Origin of the sequence: Arthrobacter sp. YD2 (assembly GCF_030410475.1) — a bacterium.
Classification (GTDB): Bacteria; Actinomycetota; Actinomycetes; order Actinomycetales; family Micrococcaceae; genus Arthrobacter_B; species Arthrobacter_B zhangbolii.
Genome location: NZ_JAUHHB010000001.1, coordinates 187,802 through 208,569 on the forward strand (window position 1 = coordinate 187,802; position 20,768 = coordinate 208,569).

The window sequence follows — 20,768 nt, forward strand, 5'->3', positions numbered from 1 at the left end:
TATGAGCGCAGACTTCCTTCGAGGGCAGCCCACCCTCAACACCGACAACGTCCTGAACGGACGTTACGAGGTTGGTGAATTGATTGGGCGCGGAGGCATGGCGGACGTCTACCTCGGCCGGGACATCCGGCTGGGTCGGACGGTTGCCATCAAAGTGCTGCGTCCGGATCTGGCCAGGGACCCGCTGTTCCAGTCCCGGTTCCGCCGCGAGGCCCAGGCCGTAGCGGGCCTAAACCATCCCTCAGTGGTTTCGGTATATGACACCGGCGATCAGGAGTCACCGGCCACCCGGGACGATGTCCGGCTGCCGTACATCGTGATGGAGTACGTGCCGGGCCGGACCCTGCGGGACCTGATCAAGGGCGGCGAGCTAACCATCGACCGCTCGGTAGAGTACGTCCTGGGTGTGCTTGCAGCCCTGGATTACAGCCACCGCTCGGGGATTGTGCACCGCGATATCAAGCCCGCCAATGTGATGGTTACGACCGACGGCGGGGTCAAGGTCATGGATTTCGGCATCGCCCGTGCCATGGCAGATTCGGCTGCCACCATGACCCAGACGCAGGCCGTCATCGGCACCGCCCAGTACCTTTCTCCCGAGCAGGCGCGCGGTGAAACCGTTGATGCCCGCAGTGACCTGTATTCTGCTGCGTGCCTCTTTTTTGAGCTGCTGACCGGACGGCCGCCCTTTGTGGGCGAGAGTCCCGTCTCGGTTGCCTACCAGCACGTGCGCGAACAGCCGGTTGCCGCCAGCAGCCTGAATCCGGAGGTTCCCGTCGCCCTGGACAGCATCCTGGAGCGCGGTCTGGCAAAGGACCGTAACCACCGCTACCAGACGGCCCGTGAATTCCGTGAGGCCCTGCTGGCCGTCCGTGACGGCGGGCCCGCCACAGCGGCCACACAGGCCATCAGTGTTCCGGCGGGGGACCGCTCGGGCGGTGAAGGGCAGGCCGGCAGCACCGGGCCGGTTACCGAAGCCGTTTCCTCCGAACCGGTGGAGGAACCCCGCACCCGGGCCATGGCGAAGGTCCTTGCCGGTGGTTCGCTGACCGCAGACGGCAACCACGACGATTCCGACGGGGAGGACCACCCGGCCCTTGCCATCGGTTCCACCGGTGACCGTGATCCGCAGCAGAAAGCCCGGCGCACGGCGTGGACCACGGTCTTTGTTGTCCTGCTGGTGCTGGTTCTCGGCGTCGTCGGATTCGTCGGCTGGAACACCTTGAATGCCGAGCCTCCGGCGCCGCCCACCGCGGTGATGCCGGCTGTGGAGGAGAAATCCCAGACCGACGCGATGAACGCCATCATTGAAGCCGGTTTCGGACCGCCCACCATCACTGAGGAATACAGCGGCGACGTGGCCTCGGGACTGGCCATCCGCACGTCCCCGGCAGCAGGTGCCAAGGTTCCGTTGGAGGAGAGCGTCACTCTCTTCGTGTCCAAGGGGCCCTCCAGCGCCGTAATCCCGGAAAACCTTGCCGGCATGACGGAATCAGCGGCGCGGGATGCCCTGCGCAGCCTCAACCTCAAGGGCGGAACTACCACCGAAGCTGACAGCTCCACTGTGGCGGACGGCCGGGTTCTGGGAACCGAACCGGCGGCCGGCACCTCGGTGCCGGTTGGATCGGAAGTGGATATTGTGCTTTCCAACGGTCTGGTCAGCGTTCCCGATGTGCTCGGAATGCCGGCGGAGCAGGCGGAAGACACCCTGTTGGGCCCGGATTTCCTCCTCACCCCCAAGCTCACGGAGGTTGAGTCCGCAGATGCCGAACCCGGCACGGTCATAGAGCAGAGCGTTGCGCCGGGCACCAAGATAGCGCCCAGCAGCACGGTCTTCCTGTCAGTGGCGAAGGCACCCGCTCCGGAGGAAAGCCCCAGCCCGTCGCCGTCAGCTTCCAGCACGCCGGCGTCCACCAGCGCATCCCAGGGTCGCCGCCGCTAATTGAAGCAGTCAGGGGCCGCCGCCAACCGACGGCGGCGGCCGCAGGGATTTCTCCTACGCCGACGCTGCGGTGGTTGAAATGAGCGGGCTGAGGGTGGCGGCATGGGCCGCTGCCCCGCTGAGGCCGGCGGATTCGAGCCAGTTGCCCAGCATCTGGTACCCGCCTTCGGTCAGGACTGATTCGGGGTGGAACTGCACGCCGGACAGGGGGGCCGCCGCGTGCCGCAGGCCCATGATGATTCCGCTGGCGGTGCGTGCGGTTACTTCCAAATCAGCGGGAATACTGTCCGCCACGGCAGCCAGTGAGTGGTACCGGGTGGCGGTCAGGGGACTGGGCAGTCCGGCAAACACATCCCGGCCGCCGTGTTCCACCCGGGAGGTTTTCCCGTGCATCAGTTCCGGGGCATGGGTGACCGTCCCGCCGTAGGCCTCTGCCAGTGCCTGGTGCCCCAGACAAATCCCCAGCATGGGTGTTCCCGTGTCCCCGCACCAGCGGATCAGCTCCACGCTGACGCCGGCCTCCGCAGGTGTACCCGGCCCGGGGGAGACCAACACACCGTCGTGTTCGGCAGCGAGCTTCACCGCGTCCCCGATGCTGAGGTCATCGTTGCGGACAACAGTGGTGTCGGCGCCTAGCTCCTGAAGGTAGCCCACCAGGGTATAGACAAAACTGTCGTAATTATCGATCACCAGGATACGGGTGCTCATAGTGCTAGGAACCGCCAATCGTTGAGTCCTCAGAGGAGGGGAAGAAGCTGTTCTCCGCGAGCCATGGAAAGACATACTCCATGAGCGCCAGCACGGCCGCTGCTATCAGCACCGCGGACAGGAGAATCCGGACCCACAGCGGACCCGGAAGGTGCCGGAAGATCCATCCATACATTTTAGCGACCTCCGGTGGTGTTGGCGGCAACCGTGTCCGCTATCTCGGCCGGGGGACCGGCGGAGAGCGGCAGCCAGGAGTCCATCGCCGCATAGGCAATGATGCGTTCCTGGGAACCGAAGCGCGGGTTGCAGCTGGTCAGGGTAAGGAACCGTTCGGTGGGTACGGCGGCAGGATCCGTAGGGACGGGCGCGATCACATCCACCCGGTTGGGCAGCACCACCTGGGTATTGCGGTAGACGTAGGTGTAATACCCGTCCCGGGTCTGAACATAAACCCGGTCGCCGGGCACCAGGGTGTGGATGGCGTCAAGGGATTTACCGTGGGTCTGCCGGTGGCCGGCCACCGCAAAGTTGCCTATGCCACCGGGCATGGCCGTGGCGGGGTAGTGTCCCAGTCCCAGCCGGTCCAGGACCGCTGTGCCCACCCCGCTGCTGACCGGCACGGCATAGTCAGAACCGAACCGGGGAACGTAAACAATGGCAAAAGTGTCGCCCTCGGTATCCACCGGAGCAAGAACCACCGGATCACCGTAGTCCTGGCCGGCCGGTGCCGGATCGTCCGCTGGCAGCTCGAAATCCTGCACCAGGTCCCGGATGGCGTCCTGCTGGGCACGGCCGGACTCAATGTTCGTCCACCACAGCTGCCAGGCCACAAAGAGGACAAGGATAAGTCCTGCCGTAATCAGCAGTTCGCCGGCCACCTGAACGGCCATGCGCACTTTGCCCCCGGACTGCCTGCGGTACCGGGGAGGTGTGCTGCGGGCACCGCGGCGGGCCTGTTCGGTGGCTGGGGACTCGGCCAAGGACTCTCCTTAGTTTCGGACAGCTGGCACCGTCCGACGAACCAAGGATACTCTGCGCCGGGAATTCGCTAGGATGGCAGGAAGGGGAGCATCCGAGCAGGCCGCATCGCAGACAGTGTTGACCAGCAATGCCTCGCTGCGCACCGGCCCCGTCCCAGTCCGCGACTACAAAACCACCGGCATTTGTGTAAGCCGGTTCCCCAGGAGGATCCGTGCCTGAGTCCAAATCCCGCAAGAAGTCCGCCAAGGCCGCTGCTGCCCCCGCTGCTGCACCGTCAGCGCCCAAGCCGAACCCTGTCTGGTACAAACCCGTTATGTTCGGCCTGATGATCGTCGGCCTGCTGTGGATCATCACCTACTACATCACCCAGGGACAGTTCCCGATCCCGGCGCTGGGCGCCAGCAACATTCTGGTCGGATTCGGCATCGCCATCGTCGGGTTCCTTATGACAACCCGCTGGCGATAGCCCTTCGCGGACCCTGCTCCCCGGTGCCCTAACGGGCGTCGGGGAGCTTTTTTGTGCCTCAGGAACGCACTATCCCCTTAAACCACGTTGTTCACAGCTTGTGCACGGAGTTATCCACAGGTGTGGGAAACTCTGTGGGTTACTTTGCCAACTTCCTTGCAAATAAAGGGATCCAGGTTATCCACACCTGTGGAATTACATGTGTGTAAGTCTTTACAGGCTATGGATAACCCTGTGGATCGTCTCCACCGAACCAGAACTACACCACTGTTAGTTATTAACACTGTGGGTATCCCTGTGGATAACTTTTGCGGGCTTCCCTCGGCTTAAACAGCTGTGCCCGCCGGATTGACCGGCGGGCACAGCGGCGACCGTACGGCGGTTCAGACCGGTGAAATCCAGAGCGGCGGTGCCCATAGCACGGCAGCGGCCACCAGCACCAGCGCAATGGCTGCCAGCCCGGCAAACTGGATCGCGGTCCGGTGTTTGCCTTTGGGCGCGTAGGCCAGCACGGCGGCACAGGCTGCGCCGGTAAGGAGGCCGCCCACATGGGCCTGCCAGGCAATTCCAGGGAAAACAAAACCTATGACCAGGTTCAGTCCCAGCAGGATCAGCAGGGAGCGAAGCTCACCGCGACGCTGGCGGATTACCACAAAGAGTGCGCCGAAGAGCCCGAAGACAGCCCCGGAAGCTCCCACCACGGCCACGTTCGCCGCAGCCAGGTACATCACGCCCACGGAACCGCCGAAGGCCGAGATCAGGTACAGCAGGGCGAACCTGGTCCGGCCGAAGAGCGGTTCCAGGCTGCGGCCCAGGAACCAGAGCGCATACAGGTTGAACGCGATGTGGACTATCCCGGTCTGGGAGTGCAGGAACGCGGATGTAAGCATCCGCCACGGCTCGGCATCAGTCGCCCAGGGAACGTACTGGAAGGCGGAGGTAAAGGACGGCACCACCTGCTGCAGCAGGAATACGGCTGCACAGACGGCCATGATGGTGATGGTGACAACGGGTTTTCCGTTCCGGGCTACCTGTCCTCCATACGGGGTGCGGTAGACCGGCTGGTCTTTTTTCTGCGCATTGAAGCAATCCACACACTGGACGCCTACTGCGGCATTGTGCTGGCATTCCGGGCAGGCCGGGCGCCCGCACCGCTGGCAGCGGATATAGCTGACCCGATCCGGATGGCGGGGACATACAGGTACCTTCGACGCCGGCACCTCGGCCGGCACACCATATGACATTGCTCAGAACTCCCGGATAGAGGAAATGCCCCGGCCGGAGAATCCGGCCGGGGCAGTGCCGGACAGGCTAGAGCTGCTCGACGGTGATGCTGTTGATGACCACGTCTTCGGTCGGCTTGTCGCGGCCGTCGGTGGCTACTGCGTTGAGCTGGTCCACCAGGGCGCGGGACTCGTCATCGGCCACTTCACCGAAGATGGTGTGCTTGCCCTGCAGCCAGGTGGTGGGCACGGAGGTGATGAAGAACTGGGAACCGTTGGTGCCCCGGCCCATCTGTACTCCGGCGTTGGCCATAGCCAGCTTGTACGGCGCGGAGAAGTCCAGATCAGGATTGATTTCGTCGTCGAACTGGTAACCGGGACCGCCGGTGCCGCGGCCGAGGGGATCGCCGCCCTGGATCATGAAGTCCTTGATGATCCGGTGGAAGATCGTTCCGTCGTAGAGCGGACGGCTGGTCTTCTCACCCGTCGCCGGATCGGTCCACTCGATTTCACCGGTGGCCAGGCCGACGAAGTTCTTGACCGTCTTGGGCGCGTGGTTGCCGAACAGGTTGACACGGATGTCACCCATGGACGTGTGGATGGTTGCTTTTGCTGTAGGAATAGCAGTCATAAGGACATTCTTCCACGACGCCTGTTTACATGGGCGGAAACGGCATTGTTCAGCGCACAGTGAAAACCGGGCCTCGCTGGGGCTGTCAATAGCAGAGAGTCGCGGGAACACGTAGGCTAAGGCTGAAACGACACTATCCCGGGAGGTAGTTTTGAAGAAGGACCGCATCACGCATGATCTGGAAGCCAACGTCGCCGCAGGCCTTGGCACCGCACGGGACTGGGCAACGCCCAAGGTCGAGGCAGCCAAAGGCTGGGCCGTTCCGCGCATCGAGAAGGGGATAGAGACTGCTTCTCCCAAAATCCAGGACGGCATCAAGCGCGCCGCTGACGAGATTGCCCACGGCGTTGCTACCGTCACGCCCCGTATTCAGGGCGGACTGGAGAAGGTAGGCCCGCGCATCAGCCATGCCGTGGATGAAGCCACCCCTCGGATCCAGAGCACTCTGGACCGGGCAACTCCGGCGCTGAACACCGCCAAGGACCGTGTGGTGGATGATTTCCTTCCGACCCTGTCCACCCGCATCGGTGAAACTGCCGACAACGTCTCGCGCAGCCTCACGGCCGCGAACGTGCCGGTACAGACCGCCGTCGCCAAGGTGACCGGTAACAAGAAGGCCGTGAAGCGCGCACAGAAGGCCGCCGCCGAGGCTGCCAAGAAGGCACGGAAGAACCAGAAGGGTGGAAAGGGCTGGCTGATCTTCGGCATCATCGCCGCAGCCCTCACGGCCGGCGTTGCCGCCTGGCGTGCCTCCCGTCCGGTCGAGGACCCGTGGAAGACTCCGGCTCCCCAGCCGGCCCGCACTTCCCCCGCCTCCAGCCCGGCGGCTACCGCGCCCAAGCCCGCCGAGCCGGTTGCTCCGGCCCCCGTTGAGGTACCCAAGCCGAAGCCCGCCTCCGCGCCCGCTGACAAGGCAGCCGACAAGGCTTCAGAGAACCTCAAGACCGCAGGTTCCGAGACCAAGGAAACCGTTGCGAGCATCAAGGAAGCAGCCGAGCGCGCTGCTTCCCGCTCCGGCGACAAGGTCTCCGAAGCCGGCAAGCACACCAAGGAAGCTGCCAGCGAAGCCAAGGAAGCTGTAAAGCCTTCCGGTGCGCACTCGGAGAACAACACCGGCAAGAAGTAGTCCGCAGCTTGCCGGTTCGCCGGTAACTGCAGACACGGTAACTGCAGACACAGAGAAGGAGGGTCCCGCCTGCGGGGCCCTCCTTCTGCGTCTGCAGCCCCCGCCCTAGAGCTCTCCGCCCAGGGCCGGCGGCGCCGGGGGAACCGCGGGGGCAGCAGCGGCGGCGCGCCTGCGGTTGCGACCCTGTCCGGCCACCACCACGGCAAGACCGGCCAGAATCAGGGCCAGCCCCGCATAGGTGCCTGCCGGCAGCTGCTCGTGGAGGAACACTGCCGCCAGGATGGCAGCCCCCGGGATTTCCAGCAGGATGATCATTGACACCACCAGCGGGCTGATCACCGCCAGCAGGTGGTTGAACACGGTGTGCCCCAGAATCTGGGCTACCAGCGTGACGGCCAGGATCCCCAGCCATGCTGCCGGCGGAAAACCGATTATCGGCTGCCTGAAGGCCGCACAGAGGCCCAGCAGGAGTACGGCGCAGGCTCCGTAGCAAAGCGTGGTGTACGTCCCCGTAGCCATCGTTTCGCGGGCTTTGCCCCCGGCGATCGTGTAGACACCGGCCAGGGCGCCGCCGGCAACGGCGAGCAGGTCACCGATCAGCGCTTCACGGGATAGTCCCAGGTCGAATCCGGAAATGACGACGACGCCGGCGAAGGCCGCTGCCAGCCCCAGCAGCACCACGGGCGCCACCCGGATGCCGCGCAGCACGTTGAACAGGGCGATCCACCCTGCCTGCAGGCACACCAGTGCCGTTGCCGCAGCCACAGAGGTCATCTGCAGGGCAGTGATAAAGCAGGCGAAGTGCAGGGCCAGGGCAATGGCTGCCACGGCCGTCCATTTGTAGTCCCGCCCGGTAAGCGCCCGGAAGGCGCGCCGGTGGACAACTGCCGCAGGGGCACCCATCAATACGGCGCCGATGGCGTTGCGCCAGAAAGCGATGGCCAGGGCCGGTGCGGCGGTAGCCGCCATGATGGGCCCGGATGCTGAGACACCCAGCACGCCCACCAGGGCGAGGAAAATATTCACAGGCCAACAGTAGTGCAGTGCAGCGCGTTGCCGGGGCCGGGATTCCGGGTCTGCCGGTTAACGCAGAAGGTCCCCGCTCCGGAGAGCGGGGACCTTCTGTTTCGGTGGAGGCACGGGGACTCGAACCCCGAACCCCCTGCTTGCAAAGCAGGTGCGCTACCAATTGCGCCATGCCCCCGAAATGAGAACTTATCCAGTATAACCTACCGTTTCCGGTCTGTGTGCCAGATAATTCTTCGAAGTTATTCGACCTTGTCGGTCGATTCCTTCCATACGGTCTTCTCTGCGGCAGTTTCCTGCCACTTCTTGAAAGCGAAGATTCCCGCGGCCGCTGCCGCCGCTAGTGCGAGCAACTTTTTCACGGAATTCTCCTTACCGTTGTGGTCCACCTTTTTCAAGGTGTTCCGTGGGCGTACCAGGACTTGAACCTGGGACCTCTTCGTTATCAGCGAAGCGCTCTAACCGCCTGAGCTATACGCCCCGAACCTCTTCGGGCCGAGATATGACTTTACCGCACCTTCCGCGCGGCGCCAAATCGAGGTGTTTTTCGGTTCCGGACGGGCTGTCACAGCCCGTCCGGAACCGGCACAATCAGTCGTCCGTCAGGGTGACGCCAATGCCGCCCACGAGAGTGGAGGCGATGTTGTACAGCACTGCAGCGAGCATGGACAGGGCCGTCAGCAGCAGAACGTTGACCACCGCAATGATGGTTGCAAAGGAGACCACCTGACCCAGGGAGGCGAAGTCACGCAGGTCGAATCCGCCGGATTCGCTGCCGGCAATCTCACCCAACAGGGTATTGACGCGGTCAAAGATCCCGGTCAGGTCCAGGACGGTCCACAGGACAATGGCTGCCACCACGGTAACGACGCCGAGGGCCACGGACAGCAGGAACGCCATCTTCAGGACAGACCAGGGATCGATCTTGCTGACCAGCAGGCGCGCCTTGCGGGCCTTGGCCTTCGGAACGGGCTTTACCAGCGGCTGGCGGTTGGCCGAGGCGCTCTGACCGCCTCCAGGACGCTGGGCGGGACGGGCGGGGGTTTTCACCCGCGGTCCGCCGCCCGAGGACGACCTAGGGCTTGAGTTGGTCGAGCTCACTCGTTACCTCCATCTTGTTCCGGCTGTGCATCTGGCTCAGCCGTTTTGTCTGTAGACAACGGTACTTCATCGCCCGAGGGGGCTACAGGTTCCACACCCTCGGATGTCGGAGCCGGCTCGGAAGTTACGCCCTCGCCGTCCTCGTCCTCCACTACCGCCAGGTCCCGCTCGGAGTTCCGGGCAACCGCGATAATGCGGTCATTCTTATCCGGCTTGGCGAAGATAACTCCCATGGTGTCGCGGCCCTTGGCAGGCACACCGGTCACGGAGGAGCGGACCACCTTGCCGCCCTGCATCACCACCAGGACTTCGTCCTCTTCCTGTACCACCATGGCACCGACCAGGTGTCCGCGGTCCTCGGCCAGCTTGCCGACCTTGATGCCGAGACCGCCACGGCCCTGGACCCGGTATTCATCCGCACTGGTGCGCTTGGCGTAGCCGCCTTCGGTCACGGTGAAAACGAAGGAGTCCTCGGTGACGACGTCGGCCGCCAGGAGTTCGTCATCCTCGCGGAACTTCATGCCGGTGACGCCGGAGGTTGCCCGGCCCATCGGCCGCAGCGCCTCATCGGTGGCGGTGAAGCGCAGTGACTGGCCCATTTTTGAAACGAGCATGAGGTCATCGGTTTCGGAGACCAGCTGGGCGGAGACCAGTTCGTCGCCGTCACGCAGGTTGATGGCGATGACGCCGGCGGAGCGGTTGGTGTCATAGTCCGCCAGGCGGGTCTTCTTCACCAGGCCGCGCTTGGTGGCCAGCACCAGGTACGGGGCGGTGTCATAGTCCGGCAGGGCGAGGACCTGGGCAATGTGCTCATCCGGCTGGAAGGCCAGCAGGTTGGCTACGTGCTGCCCCTTGGCGTCGCGGCCGCCCTCGGCCAGTTCGTAGGCCTTGGCCCGGTAAACGCGGCCCAGGTTGGTGAAGAACAGCAGCCAGTGGTGGGTGGTGGTGACGAAGAAGTGCTCAACGACGTCGTCGCCGCGCAGCTGGGCTCCGCGGATGCCCTTGCCGCCGCGGGCCTGCTGGCGGTAATTGTCGCTGCGGGTCCGCTTTACGTAACCGCCGCGGGTAATGGTGACCACCATTTCCTCTTCGGGAATGAGGTCTTCCATGCTCATGTCGCCGTCGTAGCCCATGAGGATCTTGGTGCGCCGGTCATCGCCGTACTTGTCGGAGATTTCCTGCAGTTCCTCGCTGACAATCGCCCGCTGGCGCTCCTCGGAGGCCAGGATGACGTTGTATTCGGCGATTTCGGCTTCGAGCTTGGCGTGCTGGTCCTGGATCTTCTGGCGTTCCAGTGCGGCCAGGCGGCGCAGCTGCATGTCCAGGATGGCCTGGGACTGGATCTCGTCGATCTCCAGCAGGCCCATCAGGCCGGTGCGGGCATCCTCCACGGTGGAGGAGCGGCGGATCAGGGCGATGACCTCGTCCAGGGCGTCCAGGGCCTTGAGCAGGCCGCGCAGGATGTGTGCTGCTTCCTCGGCCTTGCGCAGCCGGTAGCGGGTGCGCCGGACAATGACCTCGAGCTGGTGGGTGACCCAGTGGCGGATGAAGGCGTCCAGGGACAGGGTGCGGGGCACGCCGTCCACAATGGCCAGCATGTTGGCGCCGAAGTTTTCCTGCAGCTGGGTGTGCTTGTAGAGGTTGTTCAGCACCACCTTGGCCACGGCGTCGCGCTTGAGCACAATTACCAGGCGCTGGCCGGTGCGGCCGGAGGTTTCATCGCGCATGTCGGCGATGCCGGTGATCTTGCCGTCCTTGACCAGTTCGGCAATCTTGACTGCAAGGTTGTCCGGGTTGGCCTGGTAGGGGAGCTCGGTGACCACCAGGCAGGTACGGCCCTGGAGTTCCTCCACGTTGACCACGGCGCGCATGGTGATGGAGCCGCGGCCGGTGCGGTAGGCGTCTTCAATGCCCTTGTGGCCCAGGATCGTGGCGCCGGTGGGGAAGTCGGGACCCTTGACGCGGCGGATCAGTTCCTCAAGCAGGACGTCATTCGGGGCGTCCGGGTTCTGCAGGTACCACTGCACGCCGTCGGCCACCTCCCGCAGGTTGTGCGGGGGAATGTTGGTGGCCATGCCCACGGCAATACCGGAGGAACCGTTGACCAGCAGGTTCGGGAACCTGGAGGGCAGGATGGTCGGTTCCTGGTTGCGGCCGTCGTAGTTGTCCTGGAAGTCGACGGTTTCCTCGTCGATGTCCCGGACCATTTCCATGGCCAGCGGGGCCATCTTGGTTTCCGTGTACCGCGGGGCGGCTGCGCCGTCGTTACCGGGGGAACCGAAGTTTCCCTGGCCCAGCGCCAGCGGGTAGCGCATGGTCCAGTCCTGGATCAGGCGGACCAGGGCATCGTAAATCGCCGAGTCGCCGTGCGGGTGGTACTGGCCCATGACTTCGCCGACCACGCGGGCGCACTTGTTGAAGGAGCGGTCCGGGCGGTAGCCGCCGTCGAACATCGCGTAGAGCACGCGGCGGTGCACGGGCTTCAGGCCGTCCCGTACGTCCGGCAGGGCGCGGCCGACGATGACCGCCATGGCGTAGTCAAGGTAGGAGCGCTGCATCTCGGTCTGCAGGTCAATCTGCTCGACCCGGTCAGTCAGTGCGGTCCCGGCCAGGGGAGTCTCGTCCCCGGTTACCTCGGGAGTCTCATCACTCATTGGTTCTGCTTCCGTTCTAAGTTCGCTAAGTCCTTGCCCACCGGCTGCGGGGCCGGTTCCCGGTACTGCTAGATGTCCAGGAAGCGCACGTCCTTGGCGTTCTGCTGGATAAAGCTGCGGCGGGACTCCACGTCTTCGCCCATCAGGACCGAGAAGACCTGGTCGACGGCGGCCGCGTCATCCATGGTGACCTGCAGCAGCGTGCGGTGATCCGGGTCCATGGTGGTGTCCCAGAGCTCGGTGTAGTCCATCTCGCCCAGGCCCTTGTAACGCTGGATGCCGTTGTCCTTGGGCAGGCGCTGGTTGTTGGCCAGGCCGCGGGCAATAACCTCGTCCCGCTCCCGGTCGCTGTAGACGTAATCGTGGGCGTGGTTGGACCACTTGATGCGGTACAGCGGCGGCTGGGCCAGGTACACGTAGCCGTTTTCAATCAACGGGCGCATGTAGCGGAACAGCAGCGTGAGCAGCAGCGTGGTGATGTGCTGGCCGTCAACGTCGGCATCGGCCATCAGCACGATCTTGTGGTAGCGGGCCTTCTCCACGTCAAAGTCCTCGCCGATTCCCGCGCCGAAGGCGGTGATCATGGCCTGGACTTCGGCGTTGCTGAGCGCGCGGTCCAGACGGGCGCGCTCCACGTTCAGGATCTTGCCGCGCAGCGGCAGGATGGCCTGGGTTTCGGGGTTGCGGCCGCGAACGGCGGAACCGCCGGCCGAGTCGCCCTCCACAATGTAGATTTCGGACTTCGAGGGGTCCTTTGAGGAGCAGTCCTTGAGCTTGCCCGGCATGCCGCCGGATTCCAGCAGCCCCTTGCGGCGGGTGGATTCGCGCGCCTTGCGGGCCGCGAGCCGGGCCTGGGAGGCCTGGATGGACTTGCGGATGACGTCGCGGGCCGGGCCCGGGTTGCGCTCCAGCCAGTCACCGAGCTGGTCGGTGACCACGCGCTGCACAAAGCCCTTGACCTCGGAGTTGCCCAGCTTGGTCTTGGTCTGGCCCTCGAACTGCGGTTCGGCAAGCTTGACCGAGATAACGGCGGTCAGGCCCTCACGGATGTCGTCACCGGTGAGGTTGTCATCCTTTTCCTTGATGATGTTTTTCTCGCGCGCATACCTGTTGATCAGGGACGTCATGGCGGCGCGGAAACCCTCTTCGTGGGTTCCGCCTTCATGGGTGTTGATCGTGTTCGCGTAGGTGTGGACGCTCTCGGAGTACGCGGTGGTCCACTGCATGGCCATTTCCACGGCCATCTTCTTATCCGAATCCTCGGTTTCGAAGGCAATGACGTCGTTGTGTACAACCTCGACCTTCTTGGAGGAGTTCAGGTGCTTGACGTAGTCCAGCAGGCCGTCGGCGTAGAGGTAATCCACGCTGCGGTGCTTCGGCGCAGCATCTTCGGCCGTCTCGGAAGCATCCGTGATCTCTTCGGCTTCCTCTTCCAGCGTGCGCTCATCGGTCAGCCGGATCCGCAGGCCCTTGTTCAGGAAGGCCATCTGCTGGAAACGCGCGCGCAGGGTTTCAAAGTCGAACTCGGTGGTCTCGAAGATCTCCGGGTCCGGGTAGAACGTCTGGGTGGTGCCGGTTTCCTCGGTCTGCTCGCCCTTGCGCAGCTCGCCCACGGGATGCCCGCCGTTGGCGAAGCTCTGGCGCCAGACGAAGCCCTGCCGGCGCACTTCAGTCTCCACCCGGGCGGAGAGGGCGTTGACCACGGAGATGCCAACGCCGTGCAGGCCGCCGGACACAGCGTAGCCACCGCCGCCGAACTTGCCGCCCGCGTGCAGGATGGTCATGACCACCTGCACCGTGGGAATTCCCTCGGTGGGGTGCATATCTACGGGAATGCCGCGGCCGTTGTCCGTGACGCGCACGCCGCCGTCGGCCTGCAGAACAACCTCGATGTGGTCGCAGTAGCCCGCCAGCGCCTCGTCCACCGAGTTGTCCACCACTTCATAGACCAGGTGGTGCAGGCCGCGCGGGCCGGTGGAACCGATGTACATGCCGGGGCGCTTACGGACGGCTTCAAGGCCTTCAAGGACCGTAATTTCATTAGCGCCGTATTCCACGGGGGTGGCCTTTTCCGGGGCGCTATGGTCCTCTGGTGTTACCTCTGAGTTGTCCATCTCATTGTCGTTAGCCACAGGTGCTGTCGACTCCTCTTGTGTTCGTCAGAATTGAGCCTCCCCAGCGGACAGGCATCTCCACTCTCAATTCTACCGCGCCAGAGGCGGCAAACATGTCCAAAACACCCTCTGACAAGCCAATAATGACGCTTTGCAGCGAATTGGAGCGCCCTGGATAGGGCCGGATACGCTCCAGGGGGTTTCCCGGCCCCCAGGCGGCTCCTGTCCGGGCACTGATTTCGGCCCGCCGGACTGCGCCAGGTGCCCGGAAGCTGTTCCTGCTTATCCGCAGGTTTATCCGTAGGTGTCCCGTGGACCGCGGCCCTTGACGCTGCGCAGGCCCTTGCGCCAGTTTGGCGCGGCCGGGCCAATCACGTCTATTTTCGTGACGACGCCGGGACCGAGTTCCGCATCGAACCGGGCAATCAGGGTGTCCCGCAACAGCCGCAGCTGGGTGGCCCAGGCGGTGGAATCGCAGCGGACCTGCACGGTGGTGTCGGAGAACGATTCAGGCGTGCAGTGGGCACTGACCTCGCTGCCCACGAGTTCCTCCCAGCGGGAGATGACCGATCCCACCGCCACGGGGGAGTTCCAGCCGCGTTCGCTGACAAAACGCGTGAAGACCTTGCCCAGGCCCTGCGGGTCCCGTCCAACGTATTCGCCGGGGACAAAAGGCATCTGCTGGCGGCGGCCGGTCTTGCGCCGCGTCGCCGGGGTGCGCTGGTTTCCGCGCGCCTGGGCGGCCTGGCGCATCCGGTTCAGCTGTTCCCGCGCGGCGTCCGGCCGGTCATCGGCGTCCTCAAACCGGGAACCGCTCGCCCCTGACGGGGGCAGCGGCGGATCAGCCTCAGGCAACGGGCACACTGATGCCTCCGGGAACCACATTGATGATCCGGCCGGCCAGTGCTTCGGGGATGTCATCTCCCACGGCAGCAGTGACCAGGACCTGTTCGGCGCCGGCGACGATTCCGGCAAGCCTGCGCCGTCTCTGCACGTCCAGCTCGGCGAAAACATCGTCCAGGATCAGGATGGGGCCTGCGCCCGGAGTGGGATCGTCACTGGTGAGCAGGTAATACGAGCCCAGCCGCAGCGCGAGGGCGAAGGACCAGGTTTCCCCGTGCGAGGCATAGCCCTTCGCCGGCGCCTGGCCCAGGATCAGTTCCAGCTCGTCACGGTGGGGACCCACCAGGGAGATGCCCCGGTCGAGTTCGCGCCGCCGGTTTGCGGTGAAGGCAGCCAGGAACCGCTCGGTCAGGGCGGGCACGTCCAGGCCGTACAGCTCGTCCGGATCCTGTTCGCCTTCCACGGCGCCGTCGTCATTGACCGAACCCTGCAGCGTGGACCGGTAGACCGCCCGGGCAGTTTTCGAGCCGTCCGTCAGATCCCGGTACGCGTCTGACAGGTGCGGCTGCAGACGCTGCAGTGCCTCCAGCCGTGCCGCCACCAGCTGGGCGCCGGCAACTGCCATGTGCTGATCCCAGACTTCGAGCGTTGCCTCATGGGCAGAGGTGAAACGGCCGGCGGCCCGTGCCGATTTCAGCAGGGCGTTGCGCTGTTTAAGGACCCGTTCATAGTCCGAACGGGTTGCGGCGTGGCGGGGGACCAGGGAAACGATCAGCTCATCAAGGAACCGCCGTCGGCTCCCTGGATCGCCCTTGACCAGGGCAAGGTCCTCCGGGGCAAACAGCACCGTTTTGCACAGACCCAGAATGTCCCGGGCACGAACGGGATTGGCCCGGTTGATGCGGGCGCGGTTGCTGCGTCCGGGGTTGATTTCCAGTTCGACGCCGGTGGCCTGGGATCCGCGGACCAGCCGCGCCCGGATCAGTGCCTGCGCTGCATCGAAATTGACCAGCGGCGCGTCACTGCTGACACGGTGCGAGGAAAGCCCGGCCAAATAGCCGATCGCTTCAACAATGTTCGTTTTGCCGGTGCCGTTGGGACCGACGAACACGGTCACTCCGGGCTCAAGCCGGACGTCCAGCTGGGGATAACTCCGGTATCCGGTCAGGGACAGGTGGTCAACATACATCTGTGCTTCTTTCGTCCTTTCCCGTCCCCGTGGCCTGTGCAGGCTCTCTTTCCACTGTACGCGGACTGCTTATCCTGCGTCCGACCCGCCGTGCTCCGGGCGGCGCACCTCATGTCCGCCGAACTGGCGGCGCAGCGCGGCGACCATGCGAAGGGCCGGTGCGTCCTGCTGGCGGGAGGCAAACCGTGCATAGAGGGCGGCCGTTATGGCCGGTGCGGGAATGCCGCGGGCAACGGCTTCCTCCACGGCCCAGCGGCCCTCCCCCGAATCCTCAATGTGTCCGCCGACACCGGCCAGATCCGGATCCTCCTGCAGGGCCTGGACGGCAAGTTCCAGCAGCCAGGACCTCACTACGGTGCCGTGCTGCCAGGCGGCCAGGATCCCGGGAACATCATCAACGACATCCTGTCCTGCCAGGAGTTCGTATCCCTCGGCGTAGGACTGCATCAGACCGTATTCGATCCCGTTATGAACCATTTTGGCGTAGTGCCCGGCACCGGTTTTCCCGGCGTGGACAAAGCTGTCCCCGCGTTCGCCGTCCGGCCGCAGCGCGTCAAAGAGCGGCATTGCCCGCTGTACATCATCGGCATCACCGCCCACCATCAGCGCATAGCCCTCGTCCCGGCCCCGAATGCCTCCGGAGACGCCGCAGTCAAGGAAGCGTATGCCCCGGTTTCCAAGTATCCGGGCGCTCTCGCTGTCGTCGGTGAATCTGGAGTTGCCCCCGTCAATCACCAGGTCCCCCGGGCTCAGGACCTCGGATAACGCGGTGATGGTGCCGGCGGTCGAATCCCCGGCCGGCACCATCACCCAGACAATCCGCGGGACAGGGAGCTCATCCACCAGTTCCGTGAGCGAGGAAACGTCACTATGGACCGGGTCCCTGTCAAATCCTGTTACGTCGACATTGTTACGCCGTAATCTCTCGCGCATGCCGAAGCCCATTTTCCCGAGTCCAATGAGGCCGATATGCATGTCAGCTTCTCTCTGTTTGGCTCCCGGGACTGCGGTTATGCGCCGCGGCGGACTACTGGTTTGGCAGGCGCACCGGCATCAGCAGGTAACGGTAGTCAGCCTGGTCATCACCAGTGAGTTCTTCCTGCGCCGAAATGACCGCCGGCTTGGGAGGTGTCGTGAAGGAAAAACGAACGTATTTGCTCGGGAACGCACCCAGACCCTCACTCAGGTAGTGCGGGTTGAAGGCCACGGTGATGTCGTCGCCCACCAGTGCTGCTTCCAGGGCTTCCGAAGCCTGGGCGTCTTCACCGGTACCCGCATCAAGGGTGAGCTGACCGTCGGTAAAGGCCAGCCGTACCGGCGTATTGCGTTCGGCTACGAGGGAAACACGGCGGACAGCTTCCACCAGGGCATGGGTTTCCACCGTTGCGTGGATGGGTGTGTTCTCCGGGAAAAGGGAACGGATCTTCGGGTAGTCACCGTCCACCAGCAGGGACGTTGTCCGCCGGCCCCCGCTTTCGAAGCCGATCAGCTCGCTGTCTTCGGAGAGGGCAATGTTCAGGTCGCCTGCACCGCCAAGGGTCTTGGCTACCTCGTTCAGGGTTTTTGCCTTGACCAAGGCACTGGTGGAAATGCCCGGTGTGGTGGGTTTCCAGGCCAGTTCGCGAAGTGCCAGCCGGTATCGGTCAGTGGCCAGGAAGGTAATCAGATCATCTTCGATTTCCATCCGGACGCCGGTGAGGATCGGCAGGGTGTCATCGCGGCTGGCAGCGATGATCACCTGGGAGACAGCCTGGGCGAACGCATCGCCGTCGACTACGCCGCTGACATCAGGCAGCGCCGGCAGTTCGGGGTACTCGGCCTCAGGCATGGTAGCCAAATTGAACCGGCTGTTGCGGCAGGTCAGGGTCACCTTGGCACCGTCGGTTTCCACCTCAACGGGAGCGGAGGGAAGGCTGCGGCAGATTTCGGCGAGCAGGCGCCCGGACACCAGGATGGTGCCTTCTTCGGCCACATCCGCAGGGATCTGCAGACGCGCTGAGATTTCGTAGTCGAAGCTTGCAAGGCTCAGTGAACCGTTTTCAGCCTTGATCAGCAGCCCCGAAAGGACCGGAACCGGCGGACGCGGGGACAGGGAACGTGCTGTCCACGTAACGGCCTCAGCCAGGACATCCCGCTCAACTCTGAACTTCACTGAAGGGTGCCGCCTTTCGCAACGTACTTCTCAGTACAACTGAATGTGTCTCCAGCTCATCTTGAGCTGTGGTGGGTGGTACTTGGGGCAGCATCCGCGATGCGGTGCGGCGGGTAAGAGCCGTACCGAGGTGCATGCGAATGACAACCATACTCTGTGACAGCTTAGCCCGGTCCGGTGCCGGACCGCACCGGAGTTCCTCTACCTGCAGCAGGTGGACCTGCGGAACAAAGGGGTCTGTCCCGTCCAGGCGTTTTTTGGTGTGCGTGTCGGTTGGTCCGAGGGGTGCTTGAGCTTAGTTGTTATTTGGTGGAACCGAATTTCTTAAGATCCGTAGTGTTAATAACTCCTGTGGATACTGTGGATAACCTGCCTCAGCGCCGCGTCCCGGCTGTTTAAGCCTGTTGATAACCTGTGGATCCGCCGCACGGGCTGTCCGCGGGGCTGTTGGAAACTTTTTTGGGATTCCGCGTATCCACAGGGAAGTGTGGGTAACCACGGGTTGTCCACCGAGTTATCCACACCCTTGTCCACAAATGTTAATTTTGAGCCCCTGCGGGGCTCTCCTTCCCCGTGGTTCAGGCCTCGCGCTGCTGCTGCTTGATGCGGTTGGTCAGCTCCGTGACCTGGTTGTAGATGGCGCGGCGCTCAGCCATCAGTTCGCGGATCTTCCGGTCGGCGTGGATAACCGTGGTGTGGTCGCGCCCGCCCAACTCCTGGCCGATTTTCGGAAGCGACATATCCGTCAGCTCCCGGCACAGGTACATGGCGATCTGGCGTGCGGTCACCAGGGTGCGCGTCCGCGACTTGCTGCAAAGCTCTTCCAGGCTGATCTGGAAGTAGGCAGCCGTCTGTCCCAGGATCGACGCGGCAGTGATCTCCTGCGCGCCGTCGTCGGTAATCAGGTCCTTAAGCACAATCTCGGCAAGTCCGACGTCCACCTGCTGGCGGTTCAGGCTGGCGAACGCCGTCACGCGGATCAGGGCACCCTCGAGTTCGCGGATGTTGGTGGAAATTTTCGAGGCTATGTACTCAAGTACGTCGTCCGGCGCGCTGAGGCTGTCCCCAATGGCCTTTTTCCGCAGGATGGCGATGCGGGTTTCCAGTTCCGGCGGCTGCACATCGGTCAGCAGGCCCCATTCGAACCGGGACCGCATCCGTTCCTCAAACCCGGAGAGCTGCTTGGGCGGAAGGTCGGAGGTGATAACCACCTGCTTGTTGTGGTTGTGCAGTGCGTTGAAGGTGTGGAAGAACTCTTCCTGGGTGGCATCTTTGTTGGCCAGGAACTGGATGTCATCAATGAGCAGGATGTCCACGTTGCGGTAGAGCTGCTTGAAACTGGCGCCTTCGTCATACCGGATGGAGTTGATGAAGTCGTTGGTGAACTCCTCCGAATTGACGTACCGGACCCGGATACCGGTGTAGAGGTGCCGGGCATAGTGGCCGATGGCATGTAGCAGGTGGGTCTTGCCCAGCCCTGAGTCACCGTAGATAAACAGCGGGTTGTAGGCCTTGGCCGGAGCTTCGGCCACGGCTACGGCCGCGGCGTGGGCGAAGCGGTTGGAGGAACCGATGACGAACGTCTCAAAGATGTACTTGGGGTTCAGCCGGCCGAATTCCTGGCTCGTGCTGGGCGGAGTGGGCGACGGCGCGCTTTCCCCGGACGGCACGGGGCTCGGAGCGGCGGGCTGTTCTTCCGGTTCGGGCTCCGGTTCCGCGACCGGTGTGAGATCGGCGTCAATAACGAAGGCACACTGGATGTCCGCCTGGAAGACCCCGCGCAGTACTTCGTCAAGGATGTTCTTCAGCTGGGTCTGCAGTACTTCCCGGGTGAGCTCATTGGGAACAGCTACCAGCAGGGTGGTCCCAATCAGGCCCTGGGCCTGGGCAAGCACAACGAATCCACGCTGTCGCGGGGTGACCCGGTCATCCGTCTCCAGGGTCCGAATGACCTTGCGCCAGGAGCTGCCAACATCGTTGATTTCGTCCGTACCCACAAAAACCTCTCATGACGCCTCGCGGCTGTCTAAGAAAACCAGGGATCCCGGCGGGGACCCATGGCACTTCATCCACAGAGTTATACACAGTTGGTGGATAAAGTACCCGTCGCCAAGCCTAAAGGATGATTTACCGTCGTGGTAGCTGGAAATCCGCCGGATCAAGGGGCTGTCGGCTCTCTCACAGGCGACTGTGCGGCAGGATACCCACAGCAGTTGTCCACAGGTGTTGAAAAATACGCGTGCACAGCCGGTGGACCGCCGGTTTGACTGGTGCCCGGGTGTCACCTAACGTTGAGTAGTCCTTTGTGTCTGCTATCTGTACTCACACATGCCCTGCAGGGGTTCTGGAAATCAGGGTCCAGGTCCGGGCGAGTACAGACAGACACATGAAAAAAGCGCCGCTTGTTCTTCCCCCTTGTCGCAACAAGTGCCGGCGCGACTCAAGATTGTCTTGGAGTAACTACCGTGAGCAAGCGGACTTTTCAGCCGAATAACCGCCGTCGTGCCAAGAAGCACGGCTTCCGCCTTCGCATGCGTACCCGTGCCGGCCGTGCCATCCTTTCCGCACGCCGTGGCAAGGGCCGTACCGAACTGTCGGCCTAAATAACCTCA

Annotated in this window: 19 protein-coding genes and 2 tRNA genes; 4 read left to right on the forward strand and 17 right to left on the reverse strand. The window is 63.6% G+C overall.

What is annotated here, in order from left to right; translation table 11 throughout:
• Position 1: 1 nt before the first annotated feature.
• On the forward strand, positions 2–1,942 hold the full coding sequence (gene pknB / locus QWJ37_RS00980) for a Stk1 family PASTA domain-containing Ser/Thr kinase (RefSeq protein ID WP_290243408.1): 1,941 nt from the start codon (positions 2–4) through the stop codon (positions 1,940–1,942).
• Positions 1,943–1,996: 54 nt separating this feature from the next.
• On the opposite strand, the gene QWJ37_RS00985 is transcribed toward pknB, so the two are convergent.
• Genes QWJ37_RS00985 through QWJ37_RS00995 form a run of 3 tightly spaced genes read right to left on the reverse strand, consistent with a single transcriptional unit; the run spans position 1,997 to position 3,540 of the window.
• A complete protein-coding gene (locus tag QWJ37_RS00985) occupies positions 1,997–2,650 on the reverse strand; it encodes an aminodeoxychorismate/anthranilate synthase component II (protein ID WP_227903134.1) in 654 nt (217 codons plus the stop codon).
• Positions 2,651–2,654: 4 nt separating this feature from the next.
• Positions 2,655–2,825, reverse strand: a complete 171-nt coding sequence (locus QWJ37_RS00990; protein ID WP_227903133.1) for a hypothetical protein — start codon at positions 2,823–2,825, stop codon at positions 2,655–2,657.
• A gap of 1 nt (position 2,826) precedes the next feature.
• Positions 2,827–3,540 (reverse strand): class E sortase, encoded by a 714-nt coding sequence (locus tag QWJ37_RS00995; protein ID WP_290244814.1) that lies wholly within the window; start codon positions 3,538–3,540, stop codon positions 2,827–2,829.
• A 302-nt stretch (positions 3,541–3,842) separates the two neighbouring features.
• Here QWJ37_RS00995 and QWJ37_RS01000 point away from each other — a divergent pair, with 302 nt between their 5' ends.
• Positions 3,843–4,097: a cell division protein CrgA gene (locus tag QWJ37_RS01000; RefSeq protein ID WP_227903132.1), complete on the forward strand. Its 255-nt coding sequence runs from the start codon at positions 3,843–3,845 to the stop codon at positions 4,095–4,097.
• A 383-nt stretch (positions 4,098–4,480) separates the two neighbouring features.
• On the opposite strand, the gene QWJ37_RS01005 is transcribed toward QWJ37_RS01000, so the two are convergent.
• Complete coding sequence (locus QWJ37_RS01005) at positions 4,481–5,191, reverse strand: rhomboid family intramembrane serine protease (protein ID WP_356880721.1); 711 nt, start codon at positions 5,189–5,191, stop codon at positions 4,481–4,483.
• Between the two features lie 217 nt (positions 5,192–5,408).
• Positions 5,409–5,951: a peptidylprolyl isomerase gene (locus tag QWJ37_RS01010; protein ID WP_227903130.1), complete on the reverse strand. Its 543-nt coding sequence runs from the start codon at positions 5,949–5,951 to the stop codon at positions 5,409–5,411.
• 151 nt (positions 5,952–6,102) lie between these two features.
• Here QWJ37_RS01010 and QWJ37_RS01015 point away from each other — a divergent pair, with 151 nt between their 5' ends.
• Positions 6,103–7,077: a hypothetical protein gene (locus QWJ37_RS01015; protein ID WP_227928124.1), complete on the forward strand. Its 975-nt coding sequence runs from the start codon at positions 6,103–6,105 to the stop codon at positions 7,075–7,077.
• 105 nt (positions 7,078–7,182) lie between these two features.
• Here the strand turns inward: QWJ37_RS01015 and QWJ37_RS01020 are convergent, their stop codons facing one another.
• The 12 genes from QWJ37_RS01020 to dnaA form a co-directional block, all read right to left on the reverse strand.
• Positions 7,183–8,103 (reverse strand): DMT family transporter, encoded by a 921-nt coding sequence (locus QWJ37_RS01020; RefSeq protein ID WP_227928125.1) that lies wholly within the window; start codon positions 8,101–8,103, stop codon positions 7,183–7,185.
• 105 nt (positions 8,104–8,208) lie between these two features.
• A tRNA-Ala gene (locus QWJ37_RS01025) sits at positions 8,209–8,281 on the reverse strand.
• A 64-nt stretch (positions 8,282–8,345) separates the two neighbouring features.
• Positions 8,346–8,465 (reverse strand): DLW-39 family protein, encoded by a 120-nt coding sequence (locus tag QWJ37_RS01030; protein ID WP_227903127.1) that lies wholly within the window; start codon positions 8,463–8,465, stop codon positions 8,346–8,348.
• Between the two features lie 45 nt (positions 8,466–8,510).
• Positions 8,511–8,584 (reverse strand) — tRNA-Ile (locus tag QWJ37_RS01035).
• Positions 8,585–8,694: 110 nt separating this feature from the next.
• Positions 8,695–9,204 (reverse strand): DUF3566 domain-containing protein, encoded by a 510-nt coding sequence (locus QWJ37_RS01040; RefSeq protein WP_227903126.1) that lies wholly within the window; start codon positions 9,202–9,204, stop codon positions 8,695–8,697.
• Complete coding sequence (gyrA, locus tag QWJ37_RS01045; protein ID WP_227903125.1) at positions 9,201–11,858, reverse strand: DNA gyrase subunit A; 2,658 nt, start codon at positions 11,856–11,858, stop codon at positions 9,201–9,203. Before gyrA ends, QWJ37_RS01040 begins: the two co-directional genes overlap by 4 nt.
• 68 nt (positions 11,859–11,926) lie before the next feature.
• Entirely contained in the window at positions 11,927–13,972 is a 2,046-nt protein-coding gene (gyrB, locus tag QWJ37_RS01050; RefSeq protein ID WP_227903257.1) for a DNA topoisomerase (ATP-hydrolyzing) subunit B, read from the reverse strand.
• Positions 13,973–14,266: 294 nt separating this feature from the next.
• Positions 14,267–14,806 (reverse strand): DciA family protein, encoded by a 540-nt coding sequence (locus QWJ37_RS01055; protein WP_290244815.1) that lies wholly within the window; start codon positions 14,804–14,806, stop codon positions 14,267–14,269.
• 13 nt (positions 14,807–14,819) lie between these two features.
• Positions 14,820–16,004, reverse strand: coding sequence for a DNA replication/repair protein RecF (gene recF / locus QWJ37_RS01060; protein WP_290243421.1), 1,185 nt, complete (start codon positions 16,002–16,004; stop codon positions 14,820–14,822).
• A gap of 69 nt (positions 16,005–16,073) precedes the next feature.
• Positions 16,074–16,979 carry a phosphogluconate dehydrogenase (NAD(+)-dependent, decarboxylating) gene (gene gnd, locus QWJ37_RS01065; protein ID WP_290243423.1) on the reverse strand — a complete coding sequence of 302 codons (906 nt, stop codon included), beginning with the start codon at positions 16,977–16,979 and terminating at the stop codon, positions 16,074–16,076.
• 52 nt (positions 16,980–17,031) lie between these two features.
• Positions 17,032–18,156 carry a DNA polymerase III subunit beta gene (dnaN, locus tag QWJ37_RS01070; protein WP_227903122.1) on the reverse strand — a complete coding sequence of 375 codons (1,125 nt, stop codon included), beginning with the start codon at positions 18,154–18,156 and terminating at the stop codon, positions 17,032–17,034.
• Between the two features lie 578 nt (positions 18,157–18,734).
• Complete coding sequence (gene dnaA / locus QWJ37_RS01075; protein WP_227903121.1) at positions 18,735–20,153, reverse strand: chromosomal replication initiator protein DnaA; 1,419 nt, start codon at positions 20,151–20,153, stop codon at positions 18,735–18,737.
• A gap of 468 nt (positions 20,154–20,621) precedes the next feature.
• On the opposite strand from dnaA, the gene rpmH reads away from it, so the two are divergent.
• Positions 20,622–20,759 carry a 50S ribosomal protein L34 gene (gene rpmH, locus QWJ37_RS01080; RefSeq protein ID WP_022892375.1) on the forward strand — a complete coding sequence of 46 codons (138 nt, stop codon included), beginning with the start codon at positions 20,622–20,624 and terminating at the stop codon, positions 20,757–20,759.
• Positions 20,760–20,768: the final 9 nt, after the last annotated feature.